General features: G+C 61.5%; 12 protein-coding genes. 11 read left to right on the top strand and 1 reads right to left on the bottom strand.

All coding sequences use genetic code 11. The features are described 5' to 3' along the window. Positions 1–140 precede the first annotated feature (140 nt). The 5 genes from WMO46_RS05825 to WMO46_RS05845 all read left to right on the top strand — a co-directional run bounded on the left by WMO46_RS05825 (position 141) and on the right by WMO46_RS05845 (position 3,641). Positions 141–1,436, top strand: coding sequence for a M23 family metallopeptidase (locus WMO46_RS05825; RefSeq protein ID WP_129650502.1), 1,296 nt, complete (start codon positions 141–143; stop codon positions 1,434–1,436). A 5-nt stretch (positions 1,437–1,441) separates the two neighbouring features. After that, complete coding sequence (gene ispD, locus WMO46_RS05830) at positions 1,442–2,179, top strand: 2-C-methyl-D-erythritol 4-phosphate cytidylyltransferase (RefSeq protein ID WP_349093993.1); 738 nt, start codon at positions 1,442–1,444, stop codon at positions 2,177–2,179. Further along, positions 2,163–2,702: a PH domain-containing protein gene (locus WMO46_RS05835; protein WP_129650504.1), complete on the top strand. Its 540-nt coding sequence runs from the start codon at positions 2,163–2,165 to the stop codon at positions 2,700–2,702. The genes ispD and WMO46_RS05835 overlap by 17 nt, the downstream gene beginning before the upstream one ends. A 44-nt stretch (positions 2,703–2,746) precedes the next feature. Next, positions 2,747–2,911, top strand: coding sequence for a rubredoxin (rd, locus tag WMO46_RS05840; RefSeq protein ID WP_019149717.1), 165 nt, complete (start codon positions 2,747–2,749; stop codon positions 2,909–2,911). Positions 2,912–3,065: 154 nt separating this feature from the next. Continuing rightward, positions 3,066–3,641 carry a hypothetical protein gene (locus tag WMO46_RS05845; RefSeq protein ID WP_227901047.1) on the top strand — a complete coding sequence of 192 codons (576 nt, stop codon included), beginning with the start codon at positions 3,066–3,068 and terminating at the stop codon, positions 3,639–3,641. Positions 3,642–3,818: 177 nt separating this feature from the next. On the opposite strand, the gene WMO46_RS05850 is transcribed toward WMO46_RS05845, so the two are convergent. Then, a complete protein-coding gene (locus tag WMO46_RS05850) occupies positions 3,819–5,837 on the bottom strand; it encodes a dipeptidyl-peptidase 3 family protein (protein ID WP_410518165.1) in 2,019 nt (672 codons plus the stop codon). A 387-nt stretch (positions 5,838–6,224) separates the two neighbouring features. Here WMO46_RS05850 and WMO46_RS05855 point away from each other — a divergent pair, with 387 nt between their 5' ends. From WMO46_RS05855 to WMO46_RS05880, 6 genes are all read left to right on the top strand, one after another. Next, on the top strand, positions 6,225–7,784 hold the full coding sequence (locus WMO46_RS05855; protein ID WP_349093994.1) for a fimbrillin family protein: 1,560 nt from the start codon (positions 6,225–6,227) through the stop codon (positions 7,782–7,784). Positions 7,785–7,824: 40 nt separating this feature from the next. Continuing rightward, on the top strand, positions 7,825–9,618 hold the full coding sequence (locus WMO46_RS05860) for a sialidase family protein (RefSeq protein ID WP_349093995.1): 1,794 nt from the start codon (positions 7,825–7,827) through the stop codon (positions 9,616–9,618). A 44-nt stretch (positions 9,619–9,662) separates the two neighbouring features. Next, a complete protein-coding gene (locus WMO46_RS05865; protein WP_349093996.1) occupies positions 9,663–13,631 on the top strand; it encodes a two-component regulator propeller domain-containing protein in 3,969 nt (1,322 codons plus the stop codon). A gap of 220 nt (positions 13,632–13,851) precedes the next feature. Next, positions 13,852–17,121, top strand: a complete 3,270-nt coding sequence (locus WMO46_RS05870) for a SusC/RagA family TonB-linked outer membrane protein (RefSeq protein ID WP_349093997.1) — start codon at positions 13,852–13,854, stop codon at positions 17,119–17,121. Between the two features lie 15 nt (positions 17,122–17,136). Next, positions 17,137–18,903, top strand: a complete 1,767-nt coding sequence (locus WMO46_RS05875) for a RagB/SusD family nutrient uptake outer membrane protein (RefSeq protein ID WP_276761163.1) — start codon at positions 17,137–17,139, stop codon at positions 18,901–18,903. 22 nt (positions 18,904–18,925) lie between these two features. Beyond that, the gene (locus WMO46_RS05880) at positions 18,926–22,228 is read left to right on the top strand and encodes a DUF5107 domain-containing protein (RefSeq protein WP_349093998.1); all 3,303 of its coding nucleotides are present in this window, start codon (positions 18,926–18,928) and stop codon (positions 22,226–22,228) included. Positions 22,229–22,239: the final 11 nt, after the last annotated feature.

Below are 22,239 nucleotides of genomic sequence, written 5' to 3' on the forward strand. Positions count from 1 at the left end.
CCGGTTTGTACAGATAACTTTCAAAGGTAACGATTTTTCCCGGGATTGCCAAACGCAAATCCGCAAATCTCGGCCGATCGCCGCAAATAGCATACTAAATGCAGCGGGCGACGCGTTTTTTTACTATCTTTACGGCATCTATGAAAAATTTCAGACTCACGATATGCGCCCTGCTGCTCATGACCGCAGGCGCCTGCAACCGGACGCAGGGTCCGGCGGCCGGAACGGAAGGGGCGGAGGAGCCCCGCAACCTGCTTTACGGCATCGACGCCGACAACTACCGCACCGAGACGGGCGAAGTGGGGTCCGGAGAGACGATGGGCAAAATACTCAACGGATTCGGCATCCCGGCCTACACGGTCGATCGGCTGGACAAGGCTTCGAAGGAGATCTTCCCGCTGCGCAACATCCGCGCGGGACACAAATACACCGCCTTCATCCACGAGGACTCGCTCTACGCCCCGCACCTCGACTACCTGGCCTACGAACTTTCGGCGACGGATTACGTGGTCTTCGGGTTCCACGACAACGACTCGGTGTCTGTGCGCCGCGACTGCAAGGAGTACACGCTGCGCCGCACGAAGAAAAGCGCCGTCATCAACTCCTCGCTCTGGGGCGCCATCATGGAACAGGACCTGCCCTACGCGCTGGCCGCCGAACTGGAGGACATCTACCAGTGGACGGTCGATTTCTTCGGCATCCAGAAGGGCGACAGCTTCACGGTGATCTACGACGAACGCTTCATCGACGACTCGGTGTCGGTCGGCATCGGGCGCGTCTGGGGCGCGAAATTCTCCCAGGGCGGCAAGGAGTACTACGCCATTCCGTTCCGCCAGAACGGCAAGATCCAATATTGGGAGGCGGACGGCGCGAGCCTCCGCAAGCAGATGCTCAAAGCCCCGCTGAAATACTCGCGCATCAGTTCGAAATTCACCTACGCGCGCAAACACCCCATCTATAAGGTCTACCGCCCGCACACGGGCGTCGATTACGCCGCGCCGAAAGGCACGCCCGTACACGCCGTGGCCGACGGCACGGTGATCTTCAAAGGCTGGGGCGGCGGTGGCGGCAACACGCTCAAGATCAAGCATCCGGGCGGCTTGCAGACGGGTTATCTGCACCTGAGCGGCTATGCCAAGGGCATCACGAAAGGGTCGCGCGTGTCGCAGGGCCAGCTGATCGGCTACGTCGGATCGACGGGCGCATCGACAGGCCCCCACCTCGACTACCGCGTCTGGAAGAACGGCACGCCGATCGACCCGCTGAAAATCCCGCAGGAGCCCGCGGAGCCGATCTCCAAGGAGAACCGCCCGCTGTTCGAATACGTCCGCGACCGCATCACGGCCGAACTTAGCGGCGACGTGAAGCCCGAGGAGCAGATCACGCAGCTGGATTCGCTCGTCCTGCCCGCAGCGGCCGCACAACCCCGACAGTAAAGCCTATGGAGAGCACGGGAATCATCATCGTAGCCGGAGGCAGCGGGCGCCGCGCAGGCGGCGTGCGTCCCAAGCAGTTCGCATTCCTCGCCGGAATGCCCGTACTGGCGCGCACGATCAACAACTTCGCCGCGGCGATGCCCGGGGCGGAGATCGTCGCCGTACTGCCGGAGCAGCACATCGAATTCTGGAAAAACCTCGCGGCCCGTTTCGACGTGGCGGCGCACACGGTCGCCGCAGGCGGCGCCGAGCGTTTCGACTCGGTGAAGAACGGGCTCGCGGCGCTGACGACCGGCCCCGAACTGATCGCCGTGCAGGACGGCGTGCGGCCGCTGGGAACGGCCGGGATGATCCGCCGCGTGGCCGCGGCCGCAGCGCTCCACGGAGCCGCCGTCCCGGTCGTGGAGGCCGTGGATTCGTTCCGCGAAACGGAGGGAGAACCCGACGCGGAGGGCGTCGTACCCTCGCGGATCGTCGATCGGCGCCGGCTGCGCATCGTGCAGACCCCGCAGTTCTTCCGCGCCGAGGTGCTGCGCCGCGCCTACGAGACGGAGTACCGCGCGGAATTCACCGACGACGCCTCGGTGGTCGAAGCCGCCGGATACCGGGTGTGCCTGGCCGAGGGCGAGCGCGGAAATCTGAAACTCACCACCCCGGAGGATTTCACCGTCGCCGAGGCTCTGATCGCAGCCCGCGAGGAGGCCGGGGAAGAACGAGCAACGACCGATGCAGAGCATCTATAAATACCGTTTCGACCGTCGCACGATCTACTGGACGCTGGTCTACCTGGTGGTTTTCATCCTCCTGGGCGGACTGCTCTACCACCTGTACGAAGGGGGTTATCTCTCGGCGTGGTTCACGTCGTTCATCGTGGCGCTGATCGCCCTGATGTCGCTGTCGATCCCCCGCCGGATCGTCGTCTCGGACGAGACGGTCGAAATCCGCTGCCTGCTCGACATCACCGAGATCCGCCGCGACGAAATCGCCTCGGTGCGCCGCGTGGACGCCCGGCGGATGCAATGGTTCGTGCCGATCTTCGGCGGATGCGGATTCTTCGGCTACTACGGCCACTTCATCGACCTGCGCCGGTTCGACCGCGTGCGGCTCTACGCCTCGGAGTGGCGCAACTTCGTCGAGATAACGGACATCTACGAAGACCGGCTCTACGTCTCGTGCGCCGACGCCGACCGCCTCGTGGCCGAACTCACCCCGCCGGGCGGCAACCGCCCCGACGAAGAGGAGGACGAAGAGGAAAGCGGCAGCTAATTTGCAGGAACACCACCATTCACCTTAAATAAAAACAGAAAAAGATGAAAAAGTATCGTTGTGTAGTCTGCGAGTGGATCTACGATCCCGCAGTCGGCGATCCCGACGGAGGCATCGCCCCCGGAACGCCTTTCGAAGAGATTCCCGACGACTGGGTATGCCCCGTCTGCGGTGTGGACAAGAGCAATTTCGAAGAGGTCGCAGAGTAGACCGGAAAGCGAGGCGCATCCCCGAAAAGGTGCGCCTCGCGGCATTTCGGAGAGCCGTTTCAAAAAAATCGGGGGGGGTATACAATCTCCGCCGATTTTTGTTATTTTTGTCCGTCGCGCACGGTGCGCGGCTAAAAATCAAATCAATACGATGATGAAAAAAATCCTATTCCTGATGGCCGCAGCGGCCGTGATGTGGGGGGGGGGTAATGCCGTAACGGCGCAGTCCCTCGAACCCGAATTCGAGGGTGAGGTCGTCGGCGTATTCCCCGACGGCACGTCCAAAAAGCTCGAAAAACACAACGTGCGGATGCGAACGGGCGCCGGCGTCTACATCGCCGGATTCGCAGCCAGCAAATCCAAAACGAAAGTACTCGTGGAAGGCGGTTCGGCCAGCGTGCGGTTCGACGCCTCGCAGCCGATCGCGCTCATCGTCCGCGCCAAGGACAACAAGGCCGATCCCATGTCCATCGTGCGCGTCTTCCGCATGAAGAGCAGCAAGAAGAACCGTTCAGCGGTGATCTCGGCCGTCGGGTCGTTCTCGGTGAGCTCCAACACCATGGACTACCTGCGGTTCACGGCCGAGAAATACGGCGAAAGCTCCTACCGCCTGACCTTCGACGAACGTCCCGCAGGCGAATACGGCGTCATCGTCTCGAACCCCAACAACGTGGACGAGAAGATGGTGATCGTTTCGGCGTTCGCCATCGACGGCGGAGCGAAAGAGTGATCCCGGAAACACGCCGTCGTTTCCGATCAGTGCGGTGCAGAGCTTCTCTGCACCGTTTTTGATTGTCGCGGAGCAGATGCCGTGCATCGTGAAGAATCCCCGGATGGGTAGTCCTCGGCGGACGTTCCATTCGGGGATTCGAGGGATGTGCGGCAGGTGCGCCGCAATCATCGGAAACTAATTGACGTTCGGCAGGAACGAATAGTTCTTCGAATAGCCGAGCATCTGCTCCACGTAATTCGCCGGATAGGAGATCTTCACATCGACGACCTTGCCGTCCTTCTCCACCAGTTCGAATTCGGGGTTTACGAAACCGCCGTAAGGCTCGATGTTGAGCGCATAGTAGCGGTCGCGGACCTCCTTGTGCAGCTCGGGATCGACCACGACGGCGTACCGCTCGACCAACTCGCGCCCGGCCTCGTAGTCGCCCTCGGACTTGATGCGCTGCACCTCGCGGAGCATCTCGCCGAAGAGCCCGCGCAGCTTCTCGAAATCGTTGACCACCACGTAGGTCTTGCCGTTCTCCTTTACCATTTCGATCACGTTGTCGGCCTTGCCGCGCTCGTAGCACCATTCGGAGATCAGCTTGCGGTTGCGCATGTGCGACTCCTCGACGTTCTTGCCCAGCTCGACGCGCGCCAGCTGGGTCATCATGCCGTTCAGAATGTATTTCGCATAGCCCGCCTTGGCCACGTCGAACGACGGCACCAGCCCCAGTTCGACCATCTTCGGGTCGCCCAGGTAGTAGAGGCCGAAGAGGTCGGCGCGGGTCTCTTCGAGCGTCGAACCGTAGCTTTTCAGCTCGCCGCCCTTGACGCCCGGCGCCAGCTGGCCCGAACCGTGGCCCAGACACTCGTGAAGGTCGGTGTGGAGGTCGTCGGCCAGCTTGCCGTATTTGTCCATCCGCTCGCGGTCCTCGGCGCGGAGCACGAACTCCTCGTTGAAACCGTTGCCGTGGGCGGCCATATCATAGGCATAGGTGATGTTGTCGATGGTGACCGACTTCGAACCGTACTCTTTGCGAATCCAGTCGGCGTTGGGGAGGTTGATGCCGATGGGCGTCGAGGGATAGCAGTCGCCGCCCAGCATCGCCACGGTGATGACCTTGGCCGAAACGCCCTTCACGACCGGCTTGCGGTAAGCCTCGGCCACGGGCGAGTGGTCCTCGAACCACTGGGCGTTCTCGGAGATGACCTCCGTGCGGTGGCAAGCCTCCTTGTCCATGAAGTTGACGTTACCTTCCCACGCCGCCTTGCGGCCCAGCGGATCGCCGTAGTCCTCGATGAAGCCGTTGATGAAATCGACGTTCGACACGGTGTCTTTCACCCAGCCGATGTTGTAACGGTCGAACTCTTTCAGATCGCCCGTCTTATAGTAGCTGACGAGCGCCGCGATGTTGCTCTTCTGCGGCTCTTTGGCCACGGCCTGCGCCTTTTCGAGCCAGTAGACGATCTTCTCGATGGCCGGCGAATACATGCCGCCCACCTTCCAGACCCGCTCGTAGATGCGGCCCGTCTTCTCCTCCTTCACCAGCTGCGAGTTCAGGCCGTAGGAGACCGGCTCGGGATTGCCCGCATCGGCGGCGGCCATGTCGGCGTAGAACTTCTCGGCCTCGGCCTGGCGCACGTTGCGGTAGTAGTTGCCCGACGAGGTCCACAGCAGGTCGTCGCCGGCCCGCTGGTTCAGCCGCGTCTTGTACATCTCGGGGTTGAAGATCGCGTTGCAGACCATGCCGATCATGCCGTTCAGCTCGCCGAAACGCTCCACGGGAATCGACTCGCAGACGCCGAGGAAATACGACTCGGTGAATTCGGGCACGAACTTGTCGTTCGAATAGTGGTGGTGGATGCCGTTGGCGAACCACACCTTTTTCAGATACTTCTCCAGCGCTTTCCATTCGGGCGTCGTGCGGTCTCCGGCGTAATTCTCATAGACCACCTCCAGCGTGCGGCGCACGGGGAGGTTGACGGCGCAGTTCTGGTCGAAGAAGATGTCGCGTCCGCATTTGGCGGCCTCGGCCAGATAATAGACGAGCTCCTTCTCTTCGAGGGGCAGTTCGTCGAAGCCGGGGACTTCGTAACGGATGACCTTGATGTCGTCGAAACGATCGACGATCCACGGCGCCTCGCCTTTGGGCGACTGGCTGCACGACGCAAGCGCAATAGCGGTAAAAGACATAGATACGATTTTTTTCATGTCGTTCGGGTTTTTCAATGGAACAAAGATAGTGCAAGCCGAGGGCAATATCAAATTTATTTGAATTTTGCCGAGGCGCAGCCTATCTAAACCGGGAATTGTTTCCCCGGTAAAGTAGTGCAAGCCGAGGGCAATATCAAATTTATTTGAACATTGCCGAAGCGCACGGGCTTAAGAAGCCCGGTTTATGAGCAGCAGAAAGGTCGCATCCGAAACGCTGCGCCCCATTCCGAATCCCGTTTCCCGGACGGGTGTTGCACCTGTTGCAACTATTGTTCTATCCGAAACCGCCCCGATCCTCTATTTTTGCGTAAACGGTTGTTACGCGAAAGTCATTCATCAACAAAAACACGAACCTGAAATTAAAAAAACCTAAAAACAGCAGCCATGAGAAAAACAAGTTTTTCGACCGTGTGTGTGCTTGCCCTGCTGGTCGCCGGATGTCAGAATTCCGACGACGACAACCGGGGACTGGAGTACGACACGCTTCGTGTCAACTTCAAGGGAAGCATGACGAACGGCACCTGGGAAACGGGCGCCGAGGTCGGCATTTTCGCCTCCTGCACACGCAACGACGCACAGGATACGCCGATGAGCGAGAACGCCAACGCCCGGTACACGGCGGCGGCCGAGGGCGAATCGTCGGCGCTCGCCGGCACCACGGAAGCGGACGCCGTGATCGCCGACGCCTCGGACCACAACTACCGCTTCTACGCCTATTACCCCTATTCGGGTGCGGCGGCCGACCCGAAAGCCGTCGCGGCGGCGGCCCCGGCCGAACAGCCCTACACGGGGAAGGCGAACGGAGGCCTTTACACGGCGTCGAAAAGCGTGACGACCGTGGTGCCCACCGTGGAACTGCAATTCCGTAACGTTTTCGCCATGATGGAACTCTATCTGCCCGACGACCTGCTGGACGAGGACGGCAATTCGGTGGTGAAGACGCTGACGCTGAAACCCGCCGTGGCGGAGAATTTCAGCGGGGCGCTGGCCGTGAGCGGCACCTATGACCTGACGACCGGAACCTTCACCGAAAACCCCGCGACGCGGTCGCAGCAGATCGTCGTCGATTTCGGCGTCCAGGGGCTCACGCTGAACAGCGCCTACACGAAAGTGCCGCTCGTCGTGGCTCCCTGCACGGTCCCGGAGGGCGGATTCGAAGTGGCGTTCACCGACAAGAACGACCGGGCGAGTTCGCTGACGATCCTCGCCAAGGCCGAGGATGCAGGCACCGTGCTGGCAGCCGGCGAGGTGTCGAAGCAATACCTCAGCGCCGGCAGCGACGGCATCATTCCCGTAACGTTCCCCGTGGTCTTCCCGCTGGGATACGAGAACAACCTTCCCGTCTTCTCGGCGGCGACGCAGCCGCAATGGCTGACCGACGGCCTCTGGATATGCCCGTCGCAGACCCAGGCCCATGCGAAGTGGATCAAGGCATCCGACCCGAGCGACCAATACAAGCAGAAACTCGAATACGTGGCCAGCAACATCGGCTCCCCGGGCATCAAGGGCATCTGGACGGGCGACTGCTTCGAATTCACGCTGCCGGTCAAGAAGTTCGCGGCAGGGACCTCCGTCACGCTCACCTTCCCGATGTACACCCGTCAGGGCCCGGTATTCTGGGACATCGAGTACCTCGACGGCGAGACATGGAAATGCAACCGGGAGAACGTCACCTGCTACGATCCCGCTTACAGCATGGAGTGCACCTATTCGCTGGTCCGCGGCGGCAAGGTCATCGAGCACACCATGACTTTCGAGAACGAAGTCAAGAGCGGCGAGCTCAAATTCCGGATCAAGTGCGCCGACGGGCGCGTCCAGGCTGCGGCCGCCCAGACGGTCACCGTGCGGGAGATACCCTATACCGATGCGAATGGCTACGGCGCCCCGTTCTACTTCTATCTGGCGGGATCGGACGTAACGAGCGTAACATTCTCGACGAACTGAATAAAGTGAACGAAAAAAACGTAAATTTGTATAGGAACCGATGAAAACTACGAAACTCAGAACGATTTTTCTTACGGCGCTCTGCGCGGGAGGCTGTTCGGAACCGGGCGGCCCTCCGGCGGCGGAGTGCGACGTACGCATAGCGTGGGACCGCGGCACGTTTCAGGAGATGACCTCCGTGCCGGTCGAGAACAAGGGCTACACCGAGCAGGAGCTCCACTACCCCCGCATCAAGGCGCTCTCGGACGGAACGCTGCTGATGACCTTCATGAACGACCACTTCGGCTGGGACGCCTTCGTGCGGCGCAGCGAGGACGGCGGACGCACGTGGAGCGACGCACAGATGGTGCGCCAGCGTTTCGACGCCCGCTCCTCGGCGGGGGCCGACCAGATGGTCTTCGTGAACCCGGACTTCGTCGAATTGCAGGACGGACGCATCCTGCTCGCCTACCAGTGGCGCTACAAGAAGGGCTACAACGACATCGCCCACACCAACGAGAACTGCGGCGTCGAAATCATGTTCAGCGACGACAAGGGCCGCAGCTTCTCCGAACCGCGGAACATCTACACGGGCCGCTGCTGGGAACCGGCGATGCTCCAACTCCCCTCGGGCGAAATCCAGATGTACATCACCGACAGCAACGAGACCCTCAACGGCGTTTCGCAGCCCTGCACGATCCTCATCCGGTCGTTCGACGGCGGCCGGACGTGGCAGGGCAAGGAGAGCTGTTCGTACCGCGACGGCGAGATCATCTCCCGGACGTTCGACGAACGCTGCACGGCCGACGGCATGCCTTCGGGCGTATGGCTCGACGACGATTACGGGATCGCCGTGCCGTTGGAGGTCTGGAGCGGCAAGTACAAGATGGACCAGACCCCGGTGGTCGTGCGCACCGACGCCGCGACGAACTGGCGTTCGGACCAGTCGATCCGCAGCGAGGGAGGCCCCGAATACCCCCGGAAGAAACAGCTGAACAAGGATTTCGTGGGATTCGGCCCCTATTCGACCAAACTGCCTACGGGCGAGATGATCGTGCTCTCGAACGGCGTCTACAAGAACGTACAGGGCATGTGGGTCTTCATCGGCGACAAACGGGCCGACAACTTCCGCTTCGCCACCTCGCCGTTCGTCGGCTACTGGGGCTCGATCGACTACATCGGCAACGACCGCGTGCTCGGAACCGGGACTTTCCGCTATCCGGACGGGGAGCGTTCGCGCGGCGGCGTGCGGCTGATGGTCGGGCGGCTGAACCGCGCCAAGACCGTCGCCAAAGGCGATGTGGAAATGGCGCCCGTCGGGGAGTTCGACCGGGAGAACAACGACTACTGGTTCCTCGGCAAGGAGACCGCCGCATCGGTTTTCACCGACTTCGGCTACACCGACGACTGCTTCATCGTGGCGACCTACCTCTTCGATGAAAACCTCGTGGCCTTCACTCCCGAGAACTCCGACGCCCCGGCCCTGCTGCTGGCGCGGCGGTCGGCCGGCGGAGGCTGGGACACGTATAAGATCCTCGTCAACGCCGAGGGCCGCTGGCTGGTCTACCGCGAAGAGAACTCCTCGTGGCGGCCCGTCGCCAAAGGCCGGACCGAGGTCGATCTCCAAGGCACGGTCAACGACGCCGGCGACACCGACCTGGGCTTCGGAGCCCGGCTGTGCATCGGCTGGGAGCTGCTGGGCGGCAAACCCGCGCCGGGCGAGGAGCTCCGCGCACACCTCCGCCACCACTACAAGGAGACGGTGAAAGAGGGGCCCGTATTCGCGCTCGTCGAGGAGGCCGAGGGCGAGAACAGCGACTACCCCGGGGAATGGCTGCGCATAACGTTGAAATGAACGCCGTGAAACCGGACAGACGGACAGCGAAACGGGCGGCAGGCATGCTTCTATGCCTGCTGGCCTTTTTCGCGGCTGTTCCGCAGGCCGGGGCGGTCAACCCCGGCGCGCGGTATTTCACCCATCTGAAGACCACCGACAGTGGACTCTCCTACAACTGCGTGCACGCCATCATCCAGGACTCACGGGGATTCATCTGGCTGGGGACCTCGGACGGCCTCAACCGCTACGACGGCATGCGGTTCCGGACCTTCCACAAGAACGAGCTCGGCGGCAATTCCGGATTCATCGTCTCGCTCTGCGAGGACGACCGGGGCGACATCTGGATCGGCACCGACAGCGGCGTGGTGCTCTACGACGCCGCGACCGACCGTTTCAGGACCCTCGACACGCCCAGCGACCGGGGCACGGTGATCCACAACAAGGTGACCACCATCAAAAAAGACCGGCAGGGCGTGATCTGGATGGCCGTCAACAACCAGGGTCTCTTCTCCTGCGACCCGGAAAGCGGTGCGCTGAAAAACTATTTCGTAGAAGAGGGGCGGCAGACGCTCCCCGCGAACATCACCTCGTTCTGCTTCGACGTGAACAACGAGTGCTGGCTCTCGCTCTACTTCTCGAACCTCTACCACGCCGACAAGGCGCTGACCGAGGCGACGCCCGTGGAGTTCGGCGACCGCGGGCAGCTCTTCCGCAACGACAACATCATCGAGATCATCGAAAGCCCCTACAACACGCTCTACGTGGCCAGCGTTGACAAGGGCGTCTGCGAGATAGCGCCCCGGAGCAGCAAAATCCGGACGCTGATCCCCAACGCCGAGAACCGCTACGTTCCCGAATCGCTCTTTTCGGGCCGCGACGGCGAACTGTGGGCGGCCACCACCAAAGGCATCTACGTCTACAACCCCGGCAGCGGCGAAACCATCCGTCTGAAAGCCGACCGGCAGGACAAATTCTCGCTCTCGGACAGCCACACGCTCTCGGTGCTGGTAGACGACTCCGACGGCATCTGGATCGGCACCAACGCCGGCGGCGTGAACTACTCGGGGGCCTTCCACCAGAATTTCGACAAATATCACATCGTCGGGGACGAACCGCTGGCCAACTGCCTCGTGCGGGGATTCGCCGACGACGGCGAAGGACGGCTCTGGATCACCACCGAGAAATCGGGGCTGATGACCTACTCGCTCAAAACCAAAGAGTTGCGCAAATACCGGAACAAACAGCTTCCCGAAGCCCTCTTCGGCATCGGCCACGACGACGGAAAGCTGTGGCTGGGTTCGTTCCAGGGGCTCTACCGGCTGGACCTGAAAACCGGAGCGGTGAAGGTATACAGCCGCCGGGACGAGTCGTCGAGCCTGCACGACAACAAGATATACACCATCTACAAGACATCGGAAGGCGATCTGCTCGTGGGCACGACGCTCGGCATGCTGCGCTACGACCGCGCGGGCGACAGTTTCACGCCCATCCCCGTCTTCGAGGGCATGTTCATCACCGACATCGCCGAAGACATCTCCGGCGACCTGTGGGTGGCCACCTACGCCAACGGGCTCATCCGCTACGACCCCGCGGCGGGAGCGATCGTGCGCAGCTACACCTATGCGGCGGACAATCCGCGCTCGCTGCCGAGCAACAAGGTGCTTTCGGTGTTCCGCGACAGCGCAGACCGCATCTGGGCGACGACGTTCAGCGCGGGATTCTGCCTCTACGACGGGCAAAACGACGATTTCGTGGTCTATGACCAAGCCCTGCTCGGTGCGGGAAACCTGCCGAGCGACATCAACTACCGGATCGTCGAGGACGACAGCGGCAACCTCTGGATCTCCACCAACAAGGGGCTGATCTGCTTCACGCCCGCCACGCTGGAAACCAAAGCCTACACCACCACCGACGGACTGCTGAACGACGAATTCAACTACAATGCAGGGTTCAAGACCTCCGACGGCACACTCTATTTCGGGTCGTCCGACGGCTTCGTCCGCTTCAACCCCCGCACGTTCCACACCGACACACGCGTCCCGGAGATCGTCATCACGGACCTGCGCATCGGCGAGCGGATCGTGAAGGCGGGCGAAGAGGGATCGCCCCTCGCATGCAACATCGACCGCACGCAGCACATCGCACTCAACGCACGCCAGAACTCCTTCGGGTTCGGATTCGCGCTGCTCGGATTCGCCTCGCCGGCGAGCAACACCATCCTCTGCCGGCTCGAAGGCTACGACACCCATTGGCGGAAGGTTCCGGAGAGCAACCGCATCTTCTATTCGAACATCCCCGCGGGCAGCTACCGCCTGCAAGTCAAGGGCGTCAACAGCAACGGCATCTGGAACGACCGGCATCCCGCCGTGGAGATCACCGTGGCGCAGCGTTTCTACAAATCGACGCCGGCGATCCTGCTCTACGTCCTGCTGCTGATCGTCGCAAGCATCCTCGTGTCGCACTACTTCTACCGCAAGGCCGTGAAACGCGAGCGGCAGCGGCAGAACGAATACAAGCGGGCCCGCGAAATCGAACTGTTCAACGAAAAGATGGCTTTCTTCTCGAACATCGTCCACGAGATCAAGACCCCGCTCACGCTCATCCGCACGCCGTTGCAAAACATCCTCGCCTCCGGGGAGTGCGGCGGCGAGGTCCGCGAGGACCTGATGGTCATCAACAACAACACCGAATACCTGTCGCAGCTGGTGAAGGAGCTGCTGGACTTCGTGAAGATCGAGTGCCACGGCTACATGCTCAACTGCGGCAACCTCGACCTGATCGAGAAGATCGGCTTCCTCTGCTTCAACTTCGCGGAGACGGCCAAGAGCAACAACCTCCGGCTGACGTTCCGCCACGAGGAGGAACAACTCTCCATCCTGGCCGACGAACCGGGACTGAACAAGATCCTCAACAACCTGCTGCACAACGCCCTGAAATACGCCGAATCGTATATCGAGGTCGAAGCCCGCAGCGAGGGCGGCAATGCCGTGGTCTCGATCCGCAACGACGGCCCGATCATCCCGAAGGAGCACCGCAGCCGGATATTCGAACCCTTCGTGCAGTACGGTAACGACGCCAAAGGCGTCGGCATCGGGCTTTCGCTGGCCCACACCCTCGCCGAACTGCACGGCGGATCGCTCGTCCTCGACGACGGCACGGAGTGCACCGACTTCATCCTCACGCTGCCCCTGCGCCGCACCGCGGCGGAGCCCGCCAACGGGGAGGAGGCGACAGCCGCACCCGAAGGCGGTCCGGAGAAGCCGGGACTTCCGACGCTGCTCATCGTGGAGGACAACGCCGATCTCTCGGCCTACCTGAAACGCAAGCTGCAAGGCGAATACCGCATACTCACCGCCGCGTCCGCCGAACGGGCGCTGGAACTGCTCCGCCAGCAGGAGGCGGACCTCGTCCTCTCGGACATCGCCCTGAACGGCATGAGCGGACTGGAACTCTGCAAGCGTATCTGCGGGGATTTCGAGACCTCGCACATCCCGGTGATCCTCCTCTCGGCGCTCTCCTCGACGCGGTCGAAAGTCGTGGGCATGGAGTGCGGCGCGAGCCTCTACATCGAAAAGCCGTTCAGCATGGAGTATCTCCAAGCCTGCATCCGGAACATCCTCGACAAGCGGAGCGCCATGAAGAACGCCTTCAAGAACAAGGCCATGCCCCTCGCGGCGCACCTCTACAACCTGCCGCACAGCGACGAGGAGTTCCTCTCGCGGCTCGACGCGATCATCCTAGCCAACATCAGCGACCCCAACTTCTCGAACGAACAGCTCGCCGAAGCCTTCTGTCTGAGCAAATCGACGCTCAACCGCAAGATCAAGGGACTGCTCGACACCACGCCCAACGACTATATCCGCACCAAACGGCTCGTCGTGGCCGCGCAGATGCTGACCGAAAACCACTGCCGCATCAATGAAGTCTGCTATTCGGTGGGGTTCAACACCCCTTCCTACTTCGCCAAATGTTTCAAAAAATTCTATGGTATCCTCCCCGCAGAGTACATGAAGGAGCATAATGCCGACTGACGGGGCGTTGTTCCCTGAATTGCATTTTTTGTTCTATTCCGATTCGCAGTTATTCGCCAAATTTGTGATACGGCCAGCCCGACCCCGGCCGTGCCGAACTACCATGAACCGAACCGCAACCATCCTCACACGTACCGCCCGGAGCAAACCCGGACAATAAACCGCCGGACTTTCGCAACAACCGCATAACCGAATTTACTAACCATCAACCAATGGCCTTATGATTACATCAAAACAACGATTCGTCCTGGCCGTGCTGCTGTTCGCAGCGTCTTTCGCCTTCGCACAGCAGCAGTCCGCCAGGATCACGGGAACTGTCTTTGATGATGCCCGGAAACCCCTCGTCGGGGCCTCCGTGGCTGTCGCCAATACAACCCGCGGCGTGAGCACCTCCTCGGACGGCAAGTTCGAGATCGTCGCCTCGCCGAACGAAACCCTCGTGATAAGCTACCTCGGATACGCCACGCAGGAGATCCGCGTAGGCTCCCGCACCCGCATCGACGTAACGCTGGAACCCCAGGCGAACCTTATCGAAGACCTCGTGGTGGTCGGATACGGCATCCAGAAGCGTGTGAACGTCACCGGCGCCGTGTCGTCGGTCAACTACGCCAAGGAGGCCGAGTCGCGGCCCGTGACCTCGACCGCCCAGCTCTTGCAGGGCATGAACGCCGGACTGATGGTCTCGCAGACCTCGGGACAACCCGGACAGGAAGGGATGCTGATGCGCATCCGCGGCATCGGGACGCTCAACAACTCGGCGCCGCTGGTCATCGTCGATGGCTTCGAGAGCTCGATCGCCAACGTCAGCCCCGATGACATCGAGTCGGTGTCGGTGCTCAAAGACGCCGCCTCGTGCGCCATCTACGGCAACCGCGGCGCCAACGGCGTAGTGCTCGTCACCACCAAGACGGGGGGGGGTAATGCCGGCAAGTTCAACATCTCGTACAACGGCATGGTGGCCTTCAACCGCCCGGCGAATCACTTCGAACTGATATCGAACTACGCCGACTACATGGAGCTGATGAACGAATCGGCCGAGAACATCGACGGCACGCTGCCCTTCTCGCAGGCGATGATCGACCTCTGGCGCGAAAAGGAGAAAGACCCCAACGGCATCGCCGACTCGGGCTACCCCAACTACGTCGCCTACCCCAACACCGACTGGATGAAAGCGATGTTCGAAAACAACGTCTACCACAAGCACAACCTATCGGCCAGCGGATCGTCGGGCGGCACGAAATACCTCATGTCGTTCTCCTACGTCAACAACCCGGGCGTCGTGGCACGGACCGGCACCGAGCGGTTCCAGCTGCGCACCAACGTCTCGTCGCAGGTCACCAAATGGCTGGAAATAGGCACCAAGCTGTGGGGATACGAGGGCACGCGCGAACTGAACGACTTCGGCGGCGCCTCGGACTACATGTCCCGCGCCACGCCGGGCATCTATCCCTACTACGACGGGAAATACGGCTGGGTGGAGAATCCCGAACAGGGCTCCTCGTCGCGCAACAACCTCTACTTCATCAACCGCTTCGGCGGCGAGGAGAGAAGCCACTACGTCAACGCCGCGGTCTTCGCCAACGTCAAACTCCCCTACCGCATCCGGTACAACGTCTCGTTCAACTACGCCCGGTCGAGTTCCGAACACCGGTTCTACGGCAAGACCTGCAACGCCTTCTCGTTCTCGAAGAACGACTGGGCCTACCGCTACGAGGACCTGAGCAAGCTGGAACTGACCCAGACCGACAGGGGCACCTACCGGTGGACATTCCAGAACAACCTTTCGTGGGACTACACCTTCGCCGAGAAGCACGACCTCACGGTGCTCGCGGGATTCGAAGCCATGTACAGCAACACGTCGAACTTCAAGGCCCAGAAGACCGGATTCGCGCAGGACAAACTCGTGGAGTTCGACACGGCGACCACCGTGACGAGCATCGACGGCACGCAGACCGACTTTGCGACGGCTTCGTTCTTCGGCCGCCTGACCTATGCCTACGACAACCGCTATCTCTTCGAAACGAACCTCCGCTACGACGGCTCGTCGCGCTTCGCCCGCAAGTCGCGCTGGGGCATATTCCCCTCGGTATCGGCCGGATGGCGCATCTCGCAGGAGGCTTTCATGCGGGATTCGGGCATCGACAACCTCAAACTGCGCGCCTCGTGGGGCAAACTGGGCAACCACTCCATCGACAACTACGAATATCAGGCGACCTACGCTTCGGGCTACCTCTACTCGTTCGGCGGCAAGCAGTCGCCGGGCATCGTGGCCTCGCTTTCGAACGACCTGCTGGAGTGGGAGACCACCACGTCCACCGATGTCGGAGTGGAGCTGGGCGTGCTGCACAACCGCCTCACCTTCGAGATGGACTATTATAACAAGGTGACCGACGACATCCTCTACCGGGCCCCGATCTTCGCCACCATCGGCCAGAAGAGCGCCCCCAACCAGAATCTTTGCGAGGTGACCAACAACGGTCTGGAACTGACGCTCGGCTGGCGCGACCGGGTCAAGGATTTCTCCTACGGCATCTCGGCCAACTTCACGCGCAACTGGAACGAGGTGACCAAATACAAAGGACGGCTCAAAGCGGGCTGGGTGACCGGCGAAGACGGCACGCGCGTCTACGACACCAATCTCGGCGATGTCACCACGGCCGTGGGAACCACGCGCCGCGTGATGGAAGGCAAACTCATCAACGAATTCTACCTGCTCGACACCTACAAGGGCAACGGCAGCTACTTCTTCAGCGACGGCTCGGTCAACCCGCAGGGCGGCCCGCGCGACGGCATGATCCGCACCGAGCAGGACATGGAGTGGGCCCAAGCGATGGTCGCCGCAGGCAACACGTTCCTTCCCAACCAGACCATCGGCAAAAAGGGCATCTGGTACGGCGACTACCTCTACGCCGACACCAACGGCGACGGCATCTACGGCAACGAGAACGACTATACGTTCCAGGATGTCTCGATGAGTCCGAAATACTACTACGGATTCCAGGTCGATCTGGCGTGGAAAGGCATCGACCTCTCGATGACGTGGGCCGGGGCCGGAGGCTTCTCGATCTATTGGCGCTACCTCGGGTTCAACTCCTACTCCACGCGCGGCAACACGACCATCCCCAAAGAGATCGCCTACGACCACTATTTCTTCGATCCGGAGAACCCCGCCGACCCGCGCACGAACCTCACGTCGAAGCACGGCCGCCTGACGATGAACTACGGCTCGGAGCAGAACGGCGGCTCGAACTACTCGACGCACTGGCTCTACAAGGGCGACTACCTGAAACTCAAGAACCTGACCGTCGGCTACACGCTGCCGAAAAAATGGCTGCGGAAAATCCGTCTGCAAGATGTCCGCATCTACCTCAGCGGCGAGAACCTCTGGACCATCACCGACTATCCGGGCATGGACCCCGAATTTTCGGACACGATGAACTACTACGCCAGCCTGAAACAATATTCGGTCGGCCTCAACATCAAATTCTAAATCCTCCAGTCCACTATGAAGCATTTACATAAGACACTCATCGGGTCGGCCCTGACACTCGCGCTCGCCGGTTGCAACGACTTCCTGGACCTCTCGTCCTACGACGAGGTCAGCTCCGGCACGGCGTTCTCGACCACCACGCTGGCCGAATCGGTCGTCGTCGGCGCTTACAGCAACATCCTCTACGACTATATCGACGGCACCCGCTCGCGCCTCAACTGGGACGCATTCTCGTCGGTCATGGACCCGTCGAACTCCATGATCTACCTCAACTACTCCTACCTCACGGGAACGATCCAGCCCAACGACGCTTCGTTCCTGACCTACTGGAAACGCTTCTACGAAGGCGTCAACCGCGCCAACGACGTGATCAACAACATCGCCTCGTGCCCCACGATGAGCGACGCCCTCAAACGCCAGCGCATCGCCGAGTGCAAGTTCCTGCGCGCCTTCCACTACTACCGTCTCAACTGTCTCTGGCGGGGCGTTCCGGTCTATCTGGAAAACCTCGCGCCCGGGGAGTACACCCGCGCCCGCTCGTCGGAGGAACAGGTGTGGGGCGTCATCATCGACGACCTGAACGACTGCATCGCCTGCGAGGAGCTGCCCGGCAAGTACAAGTCGAGCGACAGCGACTACGGCCGCGTGACCAAGGGAGCGGCCTACACGCTGCGCGGGAAAGTCTACCTGTGGCTGAAGAAATGGGAGGAGGCCGAAAAGGATTTTCTCGAAGTCGGCAAGCTGGGCTACGACCTCTATCGGGGCGACTATGCCGACCTCTTCAAGCTGGCCAACGAGAAGTGCGACGAGATGATTTTCAGCGCCCAGATGGAGGACATCGACGGTTTCGGCAACGTCTTCAGCTACACCTACGGCAACATGGTCACCAAAGGCAACGGCGACTCGAAGTTCTTCATGAACGCCCGCTTCGTTGACTCCTACGAGTGGGCCGACGGCAGGCCCTTCGATTGGGACGACGTGATCGAAGGCTACGACGCCATGCAGCCCAAGGCCCGCAGCGTCTATTTCCTGCGCGACAACATGACCGCAGCCGAGAGTTCGACGATGCAGACCTACGGAGCCGACCTCTCGAAATACCTCGAGACGGGCAACGAAGCGCGTATCCGCGCGGCCTACACCGGCCGCGATCCCCGTCTGGAGGCGACGGTCATCACCCCCTACTCGACCTACAAGGGCGGCGCGTCGGGCGCAGAGCTGACCTATACGCTGCGGTGGCCTTTCCGCTCCAGCGCGGCGCCGTCGCTCGACCTGGAGACCCGTGCGAACAGCTACATGCTCTACTCGATCCGCAAATTCGTGACCTCGGGCAACGAATATGCGCACATCCAGTACAACCCCGTCGATGTGCCGATCTTCCGTTATGCCGACGTGCTGCTGTGCCTCGCGGAGGCCGTCAACGAACAGGGACGCTACGGCGAAGCCGCAGGCTATGTGAACGAGGTCCGCAAGCGCGCGGGCGTCGCGGAACTCAACGCGCCGGGCAACTCCCACGTCGCCGTGACCAGCGCCGACGAACTGCGCCCGCGCATCCGCAACGAGAAGAAATGGGAGCTGGCCTGCGAAGAGCAGCTCTACTGCGACGAACTGCGCTGGGGAACGTGGCAGGCGGACAAGTTCGCCGCCGGAAACGGTCTGCAAGAGACCTGGGGCGCTCCCGTATACGAATACCGGTGGGGCGGACCGGCCTACCTCAAATGGCCCATCCCCTCGTCCGAACGGGAGAAGAATCCCGCCCTGGTCCAAAACGAAAACTGGCATTAGAAAACACCCAAACGAATATCCGATGAAACGAAAAATCCTGATGACGCTCTCCCTGCTCGCCGGCATTGCGGCCGGCGCCCGGGCCCAGCAAACCGCCGTCACGGCCCGGGAGGGAACGCTCGAACTCCCCACCTACGTCCTCAACGCAGCCGAAACGGCGCCCATCTTCGAACGCGACTGGTCCTACCAGCGGGCGCGCCGCTCGGTCTACCCCTATGCGCTCGACGACAACATGACGCGCGACAAAAAGACGGTGAGCTACAAGGCCCTCTACCTCGAAAACGAATACGTCGAACTGTGCGTCCTGCCGGAGATCGGCGGACGGCTGTTCTACGCCATCGACAAAACCAACGGCTACGACATCTTCTACCACCAGCACGTGGTCAAGCCGGCGAACGTCGGCATGACGGGAGCGTGGATTTCGGGCGGCGTCGAATGGAACGTCTTCCACCACCACCGCGCCACGTCGAACATCCCGTGCGACTACCGCATCGTCGAGAACGGGGACGGCAGCAAGACCATCTGGGTCGGCGAGACCGAACTCCGCCACCGCATGTCGTGGGCCATCGGCATCACGCTCCGTCCGGGCAAATCCTACATGGAGATCACCGGACGGCTGGTCAACTCGACCGAGAACGACAATTCGATGCTCTACTGGTCGAACGTCTCGACGCTCGTGGACGACAACTACCAGATCATCTTCCCCCAGAGCACCGAATTCGTGACCTTCCACTGCAAGAACTGGTTCGCGCACTGGCCCGTCACCCGCGAGCCGTTCAACGGCATCGACGAATACGCCGACGGCATCGACGCCTCGTGGTGGAAGAACCACTTCATGTCCAACTCGATGTTCGTGCACGACCTCAAGGAGGACTTCATCGCCGGATACGACCACGGCCGCAAGGCCGGCACGATGCTGGCGGGCAACCACCACATCGTCAAGGGCGGCAAATTCTGGCTCTGGGGCCCCAACTCGGAGTGGGACACCCGCATCCTGACCGACAGCGACGGCCACTACTGCGAACTGATGGTGGGCGCCTACTCGGACAACCAGCCCGACTACAACTGGAGCGCCCCCTACGAGGTGAAAGAGTTCACCCACTACTGGTACGGACTGCGCGACATCGGCGGCGTGAAGACCGGCAACCGTCAGGCGGCCCTGAACCTCGACCTCGTGGCCCCGGGCAAGGCGCTGATCGGCGTCAACGCCACGGAGAAACTCTCCGGAACGACCGTCGCGCTCACGGCCGGCGGGCGGACGCTCTTCACGCGGCGGACGGACCTCGCACCCGACGCGCCGTTCGTGGAGACCGTCGCCATCGACAAGACGATCCGGCCGACCGACCTGCGGATCACGCTCACCGACGCCGCAGGCAGGGAGCTGCTGGCCTACTCGCCCGTGGAGCGCGACCCGGACAAACCGCTGCCGGAGATCGTGAAGCGTCCGCTGCGTCCCGAACAGATCGAAAACACCGAGGAGTGCTATCTCGTCGGGATGCGCAACCTGCAATTCCACAACCCGTTCATCGACCCCACGGACTATTTCGAAGAGGTGCTGCGCCGCGATCCGGGCGACACGCGCGCCAACACGCAGATGGGCGTCTGGTGGCGTCAGCGCGGCGACAACGAGAAGGCCGCCCGCTACCTGCGCAAGGCGATCGAACGCCAGACCAAGGACTATACCCGTCCGAAGGACTGCGAGGCGATGTACAACCTGGGGCTGATCCTCAAACAGGAGGGCAAGGTCGAAGCGGCGATGGACACGCTCTACCGCGCCGTCTGGAACTACAACTACAATTCGGCGGGGAATTTCCAGCTGGCGCAGCTCTACGTGGCGCAGGGCGACATTCCGATGGCGCTCGAACGGCTGGACGAGGCCATCGCCCGCAACGCCGACAATTTCAGCGCCCTGAACCTGAAAGCCACCATCCTGCGCACACAGGGCGACAAGGCGGGCGCCTCGGCCTGCGTGAAGCGTGTATCGGAGACCGATCCCGTGAACGCCTACGCCGCCTATGAACAGCTGCTGCTGGGCGAGAGCGACTATTTCGAAACGCTGATGCGCGACGAACCGGAATCGTATCTCGAACTGGCCCTCGCCTACCTGCACAACGGATTTCCGGAAACGGCTGTGGAGCTGCTCGAACGGATCGACGCCCGAACGGCCTACCCCACCGTCAAGATGTGGCTGGGCTATCTGGCCGGCAAGGCCGGCGACAAGGCCGCGGAAAAGAAGTATTTCACGGCGGCGCTGGCGATCCCGACCGACCGCTGCAACCCGTTCCGGCTGGAAACGGTCGCCGTACTGGAACGGGCCAAGGAGCTCTGCCCGGAGAGTTACAAACCCTGCTACTACCTGGGAAACCTCTACTATAACAAACAGCCCGACCGCGCGATGGCCGAATGGGAGCAGTGCATCGCCAAAGAACCCTCGTTCGCCATGGCATGGCGCAACCTCGGATGGGCGCACTGGCTGCACACGAAGAACTACGGCGAGGCGGTGAAATACTACCGCAAGGCCATCGACCTGGCACCCGAAGAGGCGCTTTTCCTCGAAGAGATAGATCAGGTCTACGAAGCCAAGGGCGAGGACGTGCAGGTGCGCTACGACCTGCTGAAAAGCCGTCACGCCGTCTGCACGAAGCGCTACTCCCCGCTGGCCGGAGAGGTCACGGCGGGCATCTTCGTCGGGGATTACGACTATGTGCTCAAACTGCTGAAGGAGTGCTATTTCCCGACGCGCGAAGGCGTCGCCAATTTCCACGATGTCTATGTCGATGCCCTGCTGCTGGCCGGGGAGGAGAAATTCGCCGCAGGGCAGCGGAAAGAGGCCCTCGGGCTCTTCGAAAGCGCCTTCGACTATCCGGAGAACCACCAGGTGTTCCTCGTTGACAAACGCACGCCCCGCGACGCCCAGATCTACTGGTTCATCGGCAACGCTTACGAACGAATGGGCAACCGCTCCAAGGCCATGCTGAACTACAAAAAGGCCGCGGCGGTGAACGTCAAGAAGACCGACTACCGCTACTGGCAGGGCCTCGCGCTCGAAAAACTGGGCAAAAAGGCCGAGGCCGAAGCCCTGTTCGAAGCGCTCGTCGAGGCCGGAAAGGCCGCCGTCGTCGAGGACTACGTGAACTTCTACGGCGCCGAGGGCACCACGGGCAAGACCGTGGCGACGATCAACACCCGGGCCTGCTACACCCAGGGGCTCGGACAACTGGGACTCGGCAACCGGGACGAAGCCCGGAAATGCTTTGCGAAATCCGTGGAGCTGAAACCCGACAACCTCTGGTCGGCGGTGATGCTCCGGGAATTGAAACGATAAACGACTGCAAA

Source organism: Alistipes intestinihominis (assembly GCF_040095975.1).
GTDB lineage: Bacteria > Bacteroidota > Bacteroidia > Bacteroidales > Rikenellaceae > Alistipes > Alistipes senegalensis.

Excerpts from the sequence above, each read along its gene's own strand:
- WMO46_RS05825 (WP_129650502.1), top strand. The coding sequence starts at position 141 with ATGAAAAATTTCAGACTCACGATATGCGCCCTGCTGCTCATGACCGCA.
- WMO46_RS05860 (WP_349093995.1), top strand. The coding sequence starts at position 7,825 with ATGAAAACTACGAAACTCAGAACGATTTTTCTTACGGCGCTCTGCGCG.
- WMO46_RS05880 (WP_349093998.1), top strand. The coding sequence starts at position 18,926 with ATGAAACGAAAAATCCTGATGACGCTCTCCCTGCTCGCCGGCATTGCG.
- ispD (WP_349093993.1), top strand. The coding sequence starts at position 1,442 with ATGGAGAGCACGGGAATCATCATCGTAGCCGGAGGCAGCGGGCGCCGC.
- rd (WP_019149717.1), top strand. The coding sequence starts at position 2,747 with ATGAAAAAGTATCGTTGTGTAGTCTGCGAGTGGATCTACGATCCCGCA.
- WMO46_RS05845 (WP_227901047.1), top strand. The coding sequence starts at position 3,066 with ATGAAAAAAATCCTATTCCTGATGGCCGCAGCGGCCGTGATGTGGGGG.
- WMO46_RS05835 (WP_129650504.1), top strand. The coding sequence starts at position 2,163 with ATGCAGAGCATCTATAAATACCGTTTCGACCGTCGCACGATCTACTGG.
- WMO46_RS05855 (WP_349093994.1), top strand. The coding sequence starts at position 6,225 with ATGAGAAAAACAAGTTTTTCGACCGTGTGTGTGCTTGCCCTGCTGGTC.
- WMO46_RS05850 (WP_410518165.1), bottom strand. The coding sequence starts at position 5,837 with ATGAAAAAAATCGTATCTATGTCTTTTACCGCTATTGCGCTTGCGTCG.
- WMO46_RS05865 (WP_349093996.1), top strand. The coding sequence starts at position 9,663 with ATGCTTCTATGCCTGCTGGCCTTTTTCGCGGCTGTTCCGCAGGCCGGG.
- WMO46_RS05870 (WP_349093997.1), top strand. The coding sequence starts at position 13,852 with ATGATTACATCAAAACAACGATTCGTCCTGGCCGTGCTGCTGTTCGCA.
- WMO46_RS05875 (WP_276761163.1), top strand. The coding sequence starts at position 17,137 with ATGAAGCATTTACATAAGACACTCATCGGGTCGGCCCTGACACTCGCG.